Here is a 14068-nt window from a genome sequence, read left to right as displayed (position 1 = left end):
CTAGACCGGAATCTCAGCGCTGGCGAATGGTGGCCGGCGGCTCACTATTCCTTCGCCGACAGTGCGAGATAGAAGAAGCCCAGCCCCAGCAGCAGACATGATGGGCTGTAGAACAAGGTATCGTACCTGGCGAAACGCGTGGTTCTGACCCGCTTGAACAGCCCGAAATATCTGGACCAGCTCAACGCCCGCGCAGTGAAGATGGCCGCCCACAAGATGATGCCTGCCTTCAGCAACTGTTGCGACAGCGACAAGCGGACCAGTCCGACGAGCCCAAGAACCAGCAGAAGCACCAGCGCCAGTATCAACCCAACCGCTATCGCGCCAAAGGCCGTTTCCTTAATAGCCGGAGTGCCGTCTTCGTGTTGCGGGAGCGCAACGCCGGCGCCGATGTGACCGCCGAAACCCCAGTAAATATGAAAGCCGGCGCCGAGTAGCAGAATAGCCGAGCAGAGAGCGACAATCGCTATCGTCATGCCTGTCGGGCTGCCTCGTTCAGGCGCTTGAGTTGCCGACCAAGCCCGCCCGTCAGGTCGAGTGCAAGCATGCGCAGCAGCGCAACGGCGCTCCACAACGGCCGGTCCGCGAAAGGCTTATTGCTGTTGTGCTCAAGCAAAGGATGGGTGAGCAAGGCAGCGAGATAGAAGAAGGGAATGATGATCAGGAAGACCCACCAGACGAGAAGAAAAGATGCCGCAACCCCGGCGATCGGCGCGAAAAACAGGCCGAGGTAATGGATAAACCGGGTTGAAGGTTTTGAATGGCCAGAGAGATAGCCGAGCCAGTATTCATCGAAGGTTTGCGAGCTCATGGATTGCCCCCTTCAGCGATGCGTTTCAAGACCATCTGAACCCTTAGGCAAAAATACTTAAATGGCTCCAATCGCCGCACATCTCGGGAGAGTTCCCAATTTTTTGCGCGTCGGTTACTGTTTCCTTTCAACATAGAACTATTAGCGGCAGCCTTCGCCGCAAAGCGCAAGCCAAGTGCTACGCAGCCTTCTCCACCAGCCGTGCCAGCTGCGTCATGACAACCGCTGACCCCGCCAGCCGCTTTTCCGGCGTTGGCCAGTCGCGGCTGAAGAGGACGCTCTGGTCCGGCCGGATCTTGGCTAGCGAACCCTGTTCGCCGATGAGCTTGACCAGCCCGACCGGATTGGGGAATTCCCGCTTGCGGAAATGGATGACGACGCCTTTCGGCCCAGCATCGAGTTTTTCGACATTGGCCTTGCGGCAAAGCGCCTTGATGAAGACGATCTTCAATAAGTGTTTTACCTCTTCCGGCAGCGTCCCGAACCGGTCGATCAACTCGGCGCCGAAAGCGTCAATCTCCTCGGTGTTTTCCAGATCGCCGAGGCGGCGATAGAGCGCCAGCCTGAGCTGCAGGTCCGGGACATAGCTTTCCGGGATCATCACCGCCGTGCCGACGGCGATCTGCGGCGACCAGCCGCCGTCCTGCACCTCGCCGGAATCCTTCACTTCGGCCACCGCCTCCTCCAGCATCTGCTGGTAGAGTTCGAAGCCGACCTCCTTGATGTGGCCCGACTGCTCTTCGCCAAGCAGATTGCCGGCGCCGCGGATATCGAGGTCGTGGCTGGCCAGCTGGAAACCGGCGCCGAGCGTATCGAGCGATTGCAGCACCTTCAGCCGACGCTCGGCTGTATCGGTTAGCTTGCGGTTGGCAGGCAGCGTGAACAGCGCATAGGCGCGCACCTTCGAACGGCCGACGCGGCCACGCAACTGATAGAGCTGCGACAGGCCGAACATGTCGGCGCGATGCACAATCAGCGTGTTGGCAGTCGGTATATCGAGGCCGGATTCGACGATGGTGGTCGACAACAGCACATCATATTGGCCGTCATAGAAAGCGTTCATGATGTCGTCGAGTTCACCGGGCGGCATCTGGCCATGGGCCACCGCCAATTTCAGTTCGGGCACCGATTCGCGCAGGAAATCATGGATTTCCGCGAGATCGCTGATGCGCGGCACGACATAGAAGGAATGGCCGCCACGGTAGCGCTCGCGCAGCAACGTCTCGCGGATGACCAGCGGATCGAAGGGCGAGATGAAGGTGCGCACCGCCATACGGTCGACCGGCGGCGTGGCGATCAGCGACAGCTCGCGCACGCCGGTCAAGGCAAGCTGCAGCGTTCGCGGGATCGGCGTTGCCGACAAAGTCAGAACGTGGACGTCGGTCTTCAGATCCTTCAGCCGCTCCTTGTGCTTGACGCCGAAGTGCTGCTCCTCGTCGATGATCAGCAGGCCAAGATTCTTGAACGAGATCGAGGAGCCGAGCAGTGCATGCGTGCCGACGACGATGTCGACCTGGCCTTCGGCGATGCCCTTCTTGGTCTCCGCCAGTTCCTTGGCGCCGACCAGCCGCGAGGCCTGGGCGACGCGGATCGGCAGGCCGGAGAAGCGCTGCGAGAAGGTCTTGAAATGCTGGCGCGATAGCAATGTCGTCGGCACCACTATGGCCACCTGAAAGCCTTCCATCGCCCCAATGAAGGCGGCGCGAAGTGCAACTTCGGTCTTGCCGAAGCCGACATCGCCGCAGATCAGCCGGTCCATCGGCTTTCCGGCGCCCAGATCATCCATCACCGAGTCGATCGCCATCTGCTGGTCGTCGGTCTCCTCATAGGGAAAACGCGCCGCAAACTCGCCATAGAGGCCTTCCGCCGGCACCAGCGCCGGTGCGGCCCGCATCTGCCGCTCGGCGGCGATGCGGATCAGCTGCCCGGCCATGTCGAGCAGGCGCTTCTTCAGCCGCGCCTTGCGCGATTGCCAGGCGCCGCCGCCAAGCTTGTCGAGCGTCGCTTCGGCCGAATCCGAGCCATAGCGCGACAGCAGCTCGATGTTTTCCACCGGCAGGAACAGCCGGTCGTCGCCGGCATAGTGGATTTCGAGGCAATCATGCGGCGCACCGACCGCCTCGATGGTGCGCAGCCCGATGAAGCGGCCAATGCCGTGATCGGCATGGACGACGATGTCGCCGGCCGACAACGCCGAAGCCTCGGCGATGAAGTCGGAAGCGCGCTTCTTGCGCTTCGAGCGACGGATCAGCCGGTCGCCGAGAATGTCCTGCTCGGCGACGACGACCAGTTTTTCGGTCTCGAAGCCGGATTCGAGCGGCAGCACGGCCAATCCGGCCTGTCCAGGCTCGAGCCTTTCGGCTTCGGCAAGCGTCGCCACCGGCTTCAGGTTGCCAAGGTGATGCTCGGCCAGGATCTGGCCGAGCCGGTCGAGCGAGCCTTCGGTCCAGCCGGCGACGATGACGCGGCGGCGGGCGGCACGCTCGTCGGCGATGTGTTTTACGACAACGTCGAAGACGTTGGCGTTAGGATCGGCGCGTTCCTCGACGAAGCTCCGGCCATGGCGCGAACCGGCATGGAACACCTTTTTCGCGCCTGCATCCGGCGCGTCGAAGGACGTGAAGTCGATCGCTTCGCGCGGGCCAAGCGAGGCGATCAGGTTCTCGGGCGACAGATAGAGCAGATCCGGCGGCACCGGCTTGTACGGCACCGCGTCCTTCAAGGCGCCGTCGGCCTGCTTCTTGCGCGCTTCGTAGTGGTCTAGGATCAGCGTATGGCGCTCGGCCAGTGCCTCATGCGCCAGATGATCAAACACCACGGGCGCGTCGGGCAGATAGTCGAACACGGTTTCCAGCCGCTCATAGAAGAACGGCAGCCAGTGCTCCATGCCGGCAAACCGCCTGCCCTCGCTGACCGCCGCATAGAGCCCATCGTCGCGGGAGGGTGCGCCAAAGGCTTCGATGTAGGCGCGGCGGAAGCGGCTGATGGTTCCGGGCGTCAGCGCCACCTCGCTCATCGCCTGCAGCGCCATCGATTTGCGTTGGCCGGTGCTGCGCTGCGTTGCGGTGTCGAAGACGCGGATCGATTCCAGCGTATCACCGAAAAAGTCGAGGCGCAGCGCCTCCGTCCAGCCGGGCGCGAAGAGGTCGAGAATGCCGCCGCGCACCGCAAATTCGCCGATGCCGCGCACCGTCGGCACCCGCTCGAAGCCGGAAGTCTCCAGCCGCGACACCAGTACGTTCATGTCGATCTGGTTGCCGGGCTTGGCGTGGAAGGTCTGCGCCTCGACGAGTTCCGCTGGCGGAATGCGCTGAAGCAATGCATTCGCGGTGGTGAGGACGACTGCACGGTGCGGCTTCTTCGCTAGCGCAATCATTGCGGCCAGTGCATCGAGCCGCCTTGCGGCGGCATCGGCGCCGGGCGAGACGCGGTCGTAAGGCAGGCAATCCCAGGCCGGCAGTTCCAGCACCGGCAGGCCCGGCGCGGCAAAGGAAAGCGCCTCGACGATAGCCGGCAGGCGCTGCCCATCGCGCGCCACGAACAGCACCGGCTTGTCAGGTGCGATCTCGTGCGCAGCCTGCACCAGCGCAAAGGCTTCGTAGCCGTCGGCGACGCCATCGACGATGAACTGGCCGGCGCGGCCTTTCGGCAGACCGATCGTAGGGATAAGGCTCATGGCTACACGTTGTTCAGAAGGTCATGGCCCGGCGCGAGGCCAGGATTTTTTGCAGGACGGCACAATCCATATCCGCCGGAACCGGGCGCTCGCCGGTGACGATGGGCAGGAATTCGGTGTCGGGAATGTCGAGAAGCCTTTCATATTGGTCGATTTCGTCGCCGGTCAAGGCGCCGATCTCGGCATCGGCGAAGCTGCCGAGTATCAGGTCCATCTCGCGCATGCCGCGGTGCCACGAACGAAACAGAAGCTTGCGGCGGCGGGCGTCGAGCCCCTCGCTTGATCGTGTCGTTCCGGTCATCGTGCAACATCCTTGCCCAGGCGGCGCATATAGCGTGGATAGAAGGCGGTGTCAGCCTTGCGCTACGGCCGGCGCAACATAAGCTGACATCATGCGTCCCTCCCTCCTCGATCCGCTGTTTGTCCCGATCACCTCGCTTGCCGGCGTCGGGCCGAAGGTTGGTGCGCTGATCGAGAAAGTCGTGGCGGCCGATCTCGGCGACCGGGCCGCGCGCGCCGGCGACCTCTTGTTCGTGCTGCCGCATACTGTCATCGACCGCCGCAACCGGCCGGGCATCGCCGGCTCGGCCGAAGGCGCCATCGTCACGCTCGACGTCCGCATCGACCGCCACCAGCCGCCGCCGCGCGGCAACAGATCGGTGCCTTACCGGGTCTACGCCCATGACGACACCGGCGAGATCGCGCTGACCTTCTTCCATGCTCATGCTGCCTATCTCGAAAAGGCAATGCCCGAAGGCGAGCATGTCGTCGTCTCGGGCCGCATGGAATGGTTCAACGGCCGCCCGACCATGGTTCATCCCGATCACATCGCACTTGCCGGCGACGCGGAAAACCTGCCGCTGGTCGAGCCGGTCTATCCGCTGACCGCCGGGCTATCGGGCAAGGTGCTGCGCCGGGCTATCGGCCAGGCGCTCGCACGCTTGCCGGTGCTGCCCGAATGGCAGGACGGCGAGTTCCTGCGCCGCCACACCTTTCCTGCCTTCGGCGATGCGCTCACTCGCATCCATAACCCGGCCGACCCGATCGACGTCTCCGTCGACGGCGCAGCGTGGCGACGCCTTGCCTATGACGAGTTTTTGGCAGGCCAGGTGTCGCTGGCGCTGGTCCGGGCCAAGGTCCGCCGCTTATCGGGCCGGCCACTCGTCGGCGACGGCCGCATCGTCGACAGGGTGCGCGCCGCGCTCCCCTATTCGCTGACGGTGTCGCAGGAAATGGCGCTTGCCGAAATCAACGCCGATCTCGGCGACCCTGAACGCATGCTGCGTCTCTTGCAGGGCGATGTCGGCGCCGGCAAGACGGTGGTCGCGCTGCTCGCCATGGCGCGTGCCGTCGAGGCCGGCGGCCAGGCGGCATTGATGGCGCCGACCGAAATCCTGGCGCGCCAGCATCTCGCAACCATCACCCCTTTGGCGGAAAGGGCCGGCTTGCGCATCGCCATCCTCACCGGCCGCGAAAAGGGCCGCGAGCGCGCCGACACGCTGACCGGCCTGGCCAATGGCGACATCGACATCGTCGTCGGCACCCATGCGCTGTTCCAAGAAACGGTGACGTTCCATGACCTCGTGTTCGCCGTCGTCGACGAGCAGCACCGTTTCGGCGTCCACCAGCGCCTTGCCATCACCGCCAAGGGCGATGCGCCCGACATGCTGGTGATGACGGCAACGCCGATACCGCGGACGCTGGTGCTGACCGCCTTCGGCGACATGGACGTGTCCAAGCTGACGGAAAAGCCGGCCGGCCGCCAGCCGATCCGCACCGTCACTTTGCCGCTCGAACGGCTCGACGAGCTGATCGGCCGCATGCTCGACGCCGTCGCCGACGGCCAGAAAATCTACTGGATCTGTCCGCTGGTCGAGGAATCCGAGGAAATCAAGCTGATGTCGGCCGAGGACCGTTTTGTCTCGCTGAAGCCGCTGTTCGGTGATCGGATCGGCCTGGTGCATGGCCGCATTAAAGGCGCCGACAAGGACGAGGCGATGCGCGCCTTCAAGCAGGGTGATACGCGCATCCTGATCGCCACCACCGTCATCGAGGTCGGCGTCGATGTGCCGGACGCGACGATCATGGTCATCGAGCATGCCGAGCGTTTTGGCCTTGCCCAGCTGCACCAATTGCGCGGCCGGGTCGGGCGCGGCGACAAGCCATCGTCGTGCGTGCTGCTCTACAAGGACCCGCTTGGCGAGACGGCAAAACGCCGGTTGTCGGTGATGCGCGAGACCGAGGACGGCTTCCGCATAGCCGAAGAGGATCTGAAGCTGCGCGGCGAAGGCGAGTTGCTCGGCACCCGCCAATCCGGCACGCCGGGCTTCCAGGTGGCGCGCATCGAGGCGCATGCCGACCTGCTCGAAGCCGCCCGCGACGATGCGCGGCTGATCCTGTCGCGCGATCCGGAACTGCAATCCGAACGCGGCACGGCGTTGCGCCTGCTGCTCTATCTGTTTGGCCGCGACGAGGCCGTGCGGCTCCTGCGCGCCGGCTGAGGCATGGTGTCGAGCGGCGGATTGGCAAGCGCGCCGTGGATCTGCTCACCGTTCACCGTCACCATTTTGACCGCCGGCGCCACCAGGCCGGCCGACACGATCAGCTTGGCTCCGTCCTCAATCGTCATGTCGAGCAGCACGATGTCAGATTTCGGCACATACATCAGAAAGCCCGTGGTCGGGTTGGGCGTACACGGCATGAACACGGCAATCAGCGGATCGCCTTTCTGGTCGAGCTTCTGATTGATCTCGGTTTCCTTCTCGCTGGCGACGAAGACCAGCGACCAGACCCCCTTGCGCGGATATTCGACCAACCCGACCTGGCGGAACATGTCGCCCTTGTTCGATAGCACCGTCTCGAAAATCTGCTTCAGCGAACCGTATATGCCGCGCACCAGCGGCATGCGGCCAAGCAGGCGCTCGCCGAAATTGACGATGGCGCGGCCGACGATATTGGCGGTCAGGAAACCGATGAAGGTGATGAGGATCAGGGCGACGATCAGCCCAAAACCCGGAACCGGAAACGGCAGATAGGTGTCAGGATTGTAACGTGCCGGAATATAGGGTTTCACCCAGGAATCGACCCAGCCGATAAGCGACCAGGCAATGTAGGCGGTGATCGCCAATGGCGCGCAGACGACGAAGCCGGTCAGGAAATAGTTTCTCAGCCGGGTCATGCCTGAGGTCTTGAGAGCATCGGACATGGTTCACCGCAGCGTGTGTTTGCAACGCGACACTACTGAACCCGAAGGCGCTTTGGAATGGCGAAGTTTTTAAAAGATCAACTATGCCGTGGCTTCCAGCGGTTCGATCTTCTCGAGCTCCGGTGCGAGTTTCTTCGCCTCGGTTTCAAGTTCATAAGCCTGCTGAAAATTCATCCAGAATTCCGGCGTGGTGTTGAAGAACCTGGCGAGGCGAAGCGCGGTATCAGGAGTCAGGCCGATCTCTTCCTTGGCAATGCGTTCGATACGGGTAGCGGAAGATTGAGCTTCTTCGCCAGCGCACCGGCACTCATACCAAGCGGGACGAGATATTCCTCGCGCAGGAACTCTCCGGGGTGAATTGGACGTACGAGTCTCAATGCCATGTCAGCCCAGCCACTCAACTTGAGGGCGAAACTTACTCCACCGTCACCGATTTCGCCAGATTGCGCGGCTGGTCGACGTCCGTGCCCATGAACACAGCGGTGAAATAGGCGAGCATCTGGATCGGCAGCGCGTAGATGATCGGCGAGATGATTTCCGGCACGTCCGGCAAAACGATCGTCTCCATCGTCTTGACCGTGGCGTGTGCGGCGCCCTTGCTGTCGGTGATCAGGATGATCTTGCCGCCGCGTGCCGCGACCTCCTGCATGTTCGACACGGTCTTTTCAAAGATGCGGTCATGCGGGGCGATGACGATGACAGGCATGTTCTCGTCGATCAGCGCGATCGGGCCGTGTTTCAACTCGCCGGCGGCATAGCCTTCGGCGTGGATATAGGAAATTTCCTTGAGCTTCAGCGCGCCTTCCATGGCCAGCGGAAAATTGGTGTCACGACCGAGATAAAGCACGTTTTTGTAGTGCGAAAGGTCGCGCGCGATCTTTTCGATCTGCCCGTCGAGCTTCAGCACCTGGTTGGCATAACGCGGCGCTTCGGACAGCTCCCGCACCAGGGTCTTCTCCTGCTCACGCGAAATCGTTCCGCGCGCCACGCCCGCCCGCACCGCCAGCGAGGCCAGCACGGAAAGCTGACAGGTGAACGCCTTGGTCGAGGCGACGCCGATTTCCGGGCCGGCCAATGTCGGCAGGATGACGTCGGATTCACGCGCCATGGTCGATTCGCGCACATTGACCACCGCGCCGATCTTCATGCCGGCCTTGCGGCAGTAGCGCAGCGAGGCCAGCGTGTCCGCGGTCTCGCCCGATTGCGAGATGAAGAAGGCGGCGTCTGTCTTCGACAGCGGCATCTCGCGGTAACGGAACTCCGAGGCGACATCGATGTCGACCGGCAGCCGCGCATAGCGCTCGAACCAGTATTTGCTGATCAGCCCGGCCAGATAAGCGGTGCCGCAGGCGGAAATCGCCAGCCGGTCGATCTTGGCGAAATCGAACGGCAGGTCGAGCGGCTTCGACACGCCGCCGACGAAATCGACATAATGCGCCAGCGTGTGCGAGATCACTTCCGGCTGCTCATGGATTTCCTTTTCCATGAAATGGCGCCGGTTGCCCTTATCGACCATGAAGCTGGTGCTGAGCGATTGCTGGCGCTTGCGGTCGACCTTGTTGCCGTCCATGTCAAAGATGCCGACTTCGTTGCGGCGCACCACCGCCCAGTCGCCGTCTTCCAGATAGGTGATCGAATTGGTGAACGGGGCAAGCGCGATGGCGTCGGAGCCAAGGAACATCTGGCCGTCGCCATGGCCGACGGCCAGTGGCGGGCCGTTGCGCGCGCCGACGATCAGATCCTCGTCGCCCTTGAACATGATGGCGAGCGCAAAGGCGCCTTCCAGCCGCTTCAGCGCCTGATGTGCGGCCTCGACCGGCTTCAGCCCCTTGGCCAGTTCGCGCGCCACCAGATGCGCGACGACCTCGGTGTCGGTCTGCGACGAGAAGCTGTAGCCGTCGCGCATCAATTCGCCACGCAATTCGGCGAAATTCTCGATGATGCCATTGTGGACGATGGCGACGCCGTCGGAAAAATGCGGATGCGCATTGGTCTCGTTCGGCACGCCATGCGTGGCCCAGCGCGTGTGGCCGATGCCGATCATGCCGTCGAGCGGTTCGTCCTTCAGCCGGCGCTCGAGATTGACCAGCTTGCCTTCGGCACGGCGACGGTCAAGCTTGCCGTGCTCGATCGTGGCGACGCCGGCCGAGTCATAGCCGCGATATTCGAGCCGTTTCAGCGCATCGACGATGAGCGGCGCGACCGGCGAGTTACCGACAATTCCAACGATACCGCACATGGCGCTTGCCCCCGACTCCGACTTCAAACCCGGCGCTATTTAGAGACTGCCGGGCTGCCGCGAAAAATCACATTGCATTTCGTCCGGTATCAGCCGGAACGGTCCTGCACAGATGCACCATGACAGAACGCTCTTGCAATCCGGTTATCGCAATTGCTCAGATTCTTCGCGCATGTATGCTATCTCGCCTCAACGGCCCCTGAAATCGGTCAAAGACATGATGCGATCATGAAACGAACGAATTGACACGGTGACGCTATGGCGTCCGGTTGGGCCGCACGAACTGGAGTTGATCCAGAAGTCAGGGATGCGCGCCTTTCCCCTCGACTTGCCGATCAGCCGATCTTCTATCCGGTAACGAGCGAGGCCTATGCCACCCAGATCGCCCGCGACTGGAATGTGCCTGCGAGCGGATCAGTTTCGTGACGCGTTTCGAGGTGCGTCGCAGCTTTCTGGACCGTTACAGTGTCCAGCATGCCGGCAGCAGGGCGCATCTGGAATACTGGATCTCGGCCGAAGACCTGCCCGCCTTCAACGATGCAATCGTTGGCGAAATCGAGCTTGTCGCCGAGTTCCGTTAGGCTAGCCTTTTTTGCGGGCCGCCGCGGCCGAAGCGAACCGTTCGCGCAACTCCTTGCCCTTGCCGGGCAGAGTCCGCTGTCGGGCGCGGCCGAAGGCCAACGCATCGTCGGGCACGCTTTCGGTGATGACGCTGCCCGAGGCGATGTAGCCGCCCTTGCCGATCGACACCGGCGCCACCAGCGAGGAGTTCGAGCCAATGAACGCGCCTTCGCCAATATCGGTGAAGAATTTCGAATAGCCGTCATAGTTGCAGGTGATGGTGCCGGCGCCGATATTGGCGCCCGCGCCGATGCGGGCATCGCCGATATAGGTCAGGTGGTTGACCTTGGCGCCCTCCTCGACGATCGCCTGCTTGACCTCGCAGAAATTGCCGACCTTGGACTTGTTTCTCAGATCGGCCCCGGGCCGCAGCCGCGCGAACGGCCCGACATCGCAATTCGACGCGATGGTGGCGCCTTCGATATGGCTGAAGGCATGGATCTTGGCGCCCGTGGCGATTTTCACGCCCGGCCCGAACCAGACATTCGGTTCGACGATCGTATCGGCGCCGATCTCGGTGTCGTACGAGAAGAACACAGTTTCAGGCGCAATCAGTGTCACCCCGGAAAGCATCGCTTCATGCCGTCGACGCGCCTGCCAGATACCTTCCGCCTGGGCAAGCTCGGCACGGTTGTTGATGCCGAGCGCGTTGTCGAAACTGGCTTCGGTGGCGACGACATCAAGTCCCTGCGCAGCGGCGATCTCGACGATGTCGGTGAGATAATACTCGCCCTTGGCGTTCTTGCTGCCGACCGCATCGAGCAACTTCAGCGCGTGCCTGCCGGCGACCGCCATCAGCCCGCCATTGCAGAAGGTGATTTTCTTCTCCTCGTCCGAGCAGTCCTTCTCCTCGCGGATGGCCACGAGCTTGCCGACCTTTTCGATCAGCCGGCCATAGCCGGAAGGATTTTCTGTGCGGAAGCCTACCACGACGACAGCCGCACCTTCCGCCAGCTTCAGCCGCGCTGCGGCGAGTGCCTCCGGATCAATCAGCGGCGTGTCGCCGAACATCACCAGAATGTCGTCATAACCCTTTGATATTGCTGCGCGTGCGGCAAGCACGGCGTGCGCGGTGCCGAGACGTTTTTCCTGGACGAAAGCCTCGGCCTTCGGCGCGAACTTGAGTGCCGCCTTGCGCATCTCGTCGCCGCCATGGCCGATCACCAGCGCCAGATCGCCGCTGCCGGCGGCTTCGGCCGCCTTCACGACATGGGCGACCATCGGCAGGCCGGCGATTTGGTGCAGCACTTTCGGCACGGCACTCTTCATGCGCGTGCCTTCGCCTGCGGCGAGGATGATGGAAAGGCAGGATCTCTGGCTCATGGAATGGCAACCGTTGAAAAGGGATCTGGAATCGAAGCGTTAGTAGCACCGGCGCCATGCTGCACCAATGCGGTTAAATTCCGGTGAGACGGCGAGCCCTCCAACCGCTTACATCCGCGACACGCTCAAGCCGATCGGCTCAGGCAGCTTCCGCCCCGTTACGTGACGCGAAGGCCGGAGCCCGGCCACGGCCATATTGCCGCGGCGAACAGTTCATGACCCGCTTGAAGGCTGTGCTGAAGGCGCTTTCGGATTCATAGCCGAGCGACAGCGCAATGACGGACACGGGATCGCTGGAATTCGCCAGCCTGTCCCCGGCCAGCAACATTCGCCAGCGCGTCAAATAGTCCATGGGCGAAGCGCCGACCGTCTCCTTGAATCTGAGCGCAAAGGTCGATCGCGACATGCCGGCCCGTTCCGCCAACTCCTGCAATGTCCAGCCATGCGCCGGATCGTCATGCATGGCGCTGATCGCCGCGCCCATCTGTTTGTCCGCCAAGGCAAAGAGCCAGCCGACGCCGCCTCTCAGTCCTTCCGAAAGATGCAGCCGCAGCGCCTGAACCAGCATCATGTGGGCGAGATGCTGAATCACCAGAAAGCCACCCGGCTGCGGCTCGCGCAGTTCCTGCATCATCCGCTCCACAGACCAGCGAAGCGCCGACTGGTCCGACTCTTTGCGGATATGCACAATGGCTGGCAGCATCCGCAACAGGATGCCGGCATGGTTGCCACCAAGCGCGAAGCGGCTGCTGACAAGAAAGAAATCACCGCCGCCATTGTGGATCACGACACCGCCGGCCCGCGCTGGCGGAAAAATCTTGACGGCTTCAACAGGCGTCAAGCTCATGTCGCTTGCAAGACGGAAAGGCCGTCCGCTCGGCAGCAGGAAGCAGTCCCCCGTTCCCAGGCGCACTGCGTCGGCAACGCCCTCCACCGACAGCCAGCACCGGCCGGAGACCACCGCTCCGGTCTTGATGCTTTGCTGCTGGTCGGGGAACTGGATCGACCATTCACCACCCGCGTCGAAGCCGGCTGACATATAGTTTCGCGGCTTCAGCAGCGAGAGCACATCTGAAAGGGGATCCATGGGTCATCCCGGACGATTGCAAAGATAATACGGACTTTACCGCATAGATCGTATTTTCTCAAGCGCCTATCACGACACCACCGGACCGCGAACATGGTCGTGGTCAGAGTAACAAGGAGAAGTCGTGATGCGTGTTTTCGTTACCGGGGCGACCGGATTCGTCGGTTCTGCCGTCGTTCAAGAACTCATCGGCGCCGGCCATCAGGTGCTCGGTCTCGCCCGCTCGGAGGCGTCGGCCAAGTCGCTGGCCGCTACCGGAGCGGAGGTGCATCGAGGTGACCTCGAAGACTTGGAAAGCCTGCGCAGGGGCGCGGCCGTCGCGGATGGAGTGATCCATACTGGCTTCAACCATGACTTCTCGAAATTCGCGCAAAACTGCGAGATGGACCGGCGCGCCATCGAGGCGTTGGGGGGCGTACTCGAAGGCTCCCAGCGTCCCCTGCTCGTCACCTCCGGAACCGCGCTCCAGGCGCGGGGCCGCATCGCGACCGAGGAAGATGCGCCTGTCCCCGCGTCCGCCTCGTATCCTCGCGCCTCCGAAGCGACAGCCGCCGCGCTGGCGGCGCGCGGCGTGCGCGCATCGGTTGTCCGTCTTCCCCCGTCGGTCCATGGCCAGGGCGATCACGGCTTTGTTCCGATCCTCATCGACCTTGCTCGCAGGAAGGGCGTGTCGGCCTATGTCGGCGAAGGGCTCAACCGCTGGCCCGCAGTGCATCGGTTCGATGCCGCCCGCGTCTACCGGCTTGCGCTCGAGCACGGCGCCGGCGGCGGGCGCTATCACGCGATCGCCGAAGAGGGCGTGCCATTCAAGGACATCGCCAGCGTGATCGGTCGGCGTCTGAACGTACCCGTGGTCGCCAAGTCCCCGGAAGAAGCGGCCGGCCATTTCGGCTGGTTCGCGATGTTCGCGGCGATGGATGTCCCGACCTCGAGCGAACGGACCCGGGCGCTGCTGAGGTGGGAGCCGAGCGGACCCGGGCTCATCGCCGATATCGACCAGCCGGGCTATTTCGAAGGCTGAACAGACCACGTCGCCGGGGGGGGGGTGGGGGGGGCGCGGCGCGCCCGGGCGGGGGCCGCGGGGGGGCCCGCACCCCAGTGAACAC

Annotated in this window: 10 protein-coding genes and 2 pseudogenes; 3 read left to right on the top strand and 9 right to left on the bottom strand. The window is 63.0% G+C overall.

Annotation, left to right across the window (positions count from 1 at the left end; genetic code table 11):
- Nucleotides 1–44: 44 nt before the first annotated feature.
- The 4 genes from NKJ94_RS31775 to NKJ94_RS31760 form a co-directional block, all read right to left on the bottom strand.
- Nucleotides 45–476 carry a DUF3995 domain-containing protein gene (locus NKJ94_RS31775; RefSeq protein ID WP_352531030.1) on the bottom strand — a complete coding sequence of 144 codons (432 nt, stop codon included), beginning with the start codon at nucleotides 474–476 and terminating at the stop codon, nucleotides 45–47.
- Nucleotides 473–811 (bottom strand): Mpo1-like protein, encoded by a 339-nt coding sequence (locus tag NKJ94_RS31770; protein ID WP_352531028.1) that lies wholly within the window; start codon nucleotides 809–811, stop codon nucleotides 473–475. Before NKJ94_RS31770 ends, NKJ94_RS31775 begins: the two co-directional genes overlap by 4 nt.
- Before the next feature lie 178 nt (nucleotides 812–989).
- Nucleotides 990–4487 (bottom strand): transcription-repair coupling factor, encoded by a 3498-nt coding sequence (mfd, locus tag NKJ94_RS31765; protein ID WP_352531026.1) that lies wholly within the window; start codon nucleotides 4485–4487, stop codon nucleotides 990–992.
- 13 nt (nucleotides 4488–4500) lie between these two features.
- Nucleotides 4501–4788: a succinate dehydrogenase assembly factor 2 gene (locus NKJ94_RS31760; RefSeq protein WP_352531024.1), complete on the bottom strand. Its 288-nt coding sequence runs from the start codon at nucleotides 4786–4788 to the stop codon at nucleotides 4501–4503.
- 91 nt (nucleotides 4789–4879) lie between these two features.
- Between NKJ94_RS31760 and recG the strand changes: the two genes are divergently transcribed.
- Nucleotides 4880–6988, top strand: a complete 2109-nt coding sequence (recG, locus tag NKJ94_RS31755) for an ATP-dependent DNA helicase RecG (RefSeq protein WP_352531022.1) — start codon at nucleotides 4880–4882, stop codon at nucleotides 6986–6988.
- Here recG and NKJ94_RS31750 read toward each other — a convergent pair.
- From NKJ94_RS31750 to glmS, 3 genes and pseudogenes are all read right to left on the bottom strand, one after another.
- Nucleotides 6940–7692, bottom strand: coding sequence for a DUF502 domain-containing protein (locus NKJ94_RS31750; RefSeq protein WP_352531020.1), 753 nt, complete (start codon nucleotides 7690–7692; stop codon nucleotides 6940–6942). The two genes, recG and NKJ94_RS31750, sit on opposite strands and share 49 nt — an antisense overlap.
- Nucleotides 7693–7773: 81 nt before the next feature.
- Nucleotides 7774–8075 (bottom strand): annotated as a pseudogene (locus tag NKJ94_RS31745) (HigA family addiction module antitoxin).
- Between the two features lie 32 nt (nucleotides 8076–8107).
- Nucleotides 8108–9931 carry a glutamine--fructose-6-phosphate transaminase (isomerizing) gene (gene glmS, locus NKJ94_RS31740; RefSeq protein ID WP_352531018.1) on the bottom strand — a complete coding sequence of 608 codons (1824 nt, stop codon included), beginning with the start codon at nucleotides 9929–9931 and terminating at the stop codon, nucleotides 8108–8110.
- Between the two features lie 289 nt (nucleotides 9932–10220).
- Between glmS and NKJ94_RS31735 the strand changes: the two are divergent.
- A pseudogene (locus tag NKJ94_RS31735) lies at nucleotides 10221–10512 on the top strand (hypothetical protein).
- 1 nt (nucleotide 10513) lies between these two features.
- On the opposite strand, the gene glmU reads toward NKJ94_RS31735, so the two are convergent.
- Nucleotides 10514–11875, bottom strand: a complete 1362-nt coding sequence (gene glmU, locus NKJ94_RS31730) for a bifunctional UDP-N-acetylglucosamine diphosphorylase/glucosamine-1-phosphate N-acetyltransferase GlmU (RefSeq protein ID WP_352531016.1) — start codon at nucleotides 11873–11875, stop codon at nucleotides 10514–10516.
- A gap of 139 nt (nucleotides 11876–12014) precedes the next feature.
- Nucleotides 12015–12962: an AraC family transcriptional regulator gene (locus NKJ94_RS31725; protein ID WP_352531014.1), complete on the bottom strand. Its 948-nt coding sequence runs from the start codon at nucleotides 12960–12962 to the stop codon at nucleotides 12015–12017.
- Nucleotides 12963–13089: 127 nt separating this feature from the next.
- Between NKJ94_RS31725 and NKJ94_RS31720 the strand changes: the two genes are divergently transcribed.
- Nucleotides 13090–13983 (top strand): SDR family oxidoreductase, encoded by an 894-nt coding sequence (locus tag NKJ94_RS31720; protein ID WP_352531060.1) that lies wholly within the window; start codon nucleotides 13090–13092, stop codon nucleotides 13981–13983.
- Nucleotides 13984–14068 lie beyond the last annotated feature (85 nt).

The organism is Mesorhizobium sp. M0060 (assembly GCF_040323155.1).
Classification (GTDB): Bacteria; Pseudomonadota; Alphaproteobacteria; order Rhizobiales; family Rhizobiaceae; genus Mesorhizobium.
This window is presented reverse-complemented; position numbering and strand designations above follow the sequence as displayed.

What these genes read in the sequence shown, in the direction of transcription:
- NKJ94_RS31775 (WP_352531030.1), bottom strand. Translation starts at nt 476, where the DNA reads ATGACGATAGCGATTGTCGCTCTCTGCTCGGCTATTCTGCTACTCGGC.
- NKJ94_RS31770 (WP_352531028.1), bottom strand. Translation starts at nt 811, where the DNA reads ATGAGCTCGCAAACCTTCGATGAATACTGGCTCGGCTATCTCTCTGGC.
- mfd (WP_352531026.1), bottom strand. Translation starts at nt 4,487, where the DNA reads ATGAGCCTTATCCCTACGATCGGTCTGCCGAAAGGCCGCGCCGGCCAG.
- NKJ94_RS31760 (WP_352531024.1), bottom strand. Translation starts at nt 4,788, where the DNA reads ATGACCGGAACGACACGATCAAGCGAGGGGCTCGACGCCCGCCGCCGC.
- recG (WP_352531022.1), top strand. Translation starts at nt 4,880, where the DNA reads ATGCGTCCCTCCCTCCTCGATCCGCTGTTTGTCCCGATCACCTCGCTT.
- NKJ94_RS31750 (WP_352531020.1), bottom strand. Translation starts at nt 7,692, where the DNA reads ATGTCCGATGCTCTCAAGACCTCAGGCATGACCCGGCTGAGAAACTAT.
- glmS (WP_352531018.1), bottom strand. Translation starts at nt 9,931, where the DNA reads ATGTGCGGTATCGTTGGAATTGTCGGTAACTCGCCGGTCGCGCCGCTC.
- glmU (WP_352531016.1), bottom strand. Translation starts at nt 11,875, where the DNA reads ATGAGCCAGAGATCCTGCCTTTCCATCATCCTCGCCGCAGGCGAAGGC.
- NKJ94_RS31725 (WP_352531014.1), bottom strand. Translation starts at nt 12,962, where the DNA reads ATGGATCCCCTTTCAGATGTGCTCTCGCTGCTGAAGCCGCGAAACTAT.
- NKJ94_RS31720 (WP_352531060.1), top strand. Translation starts at nt 13,090, where the DNA reads ATGCGTGTTTTCGTTACCGGGGCGACCGGATTCGTCGGTTCTGCCGTC.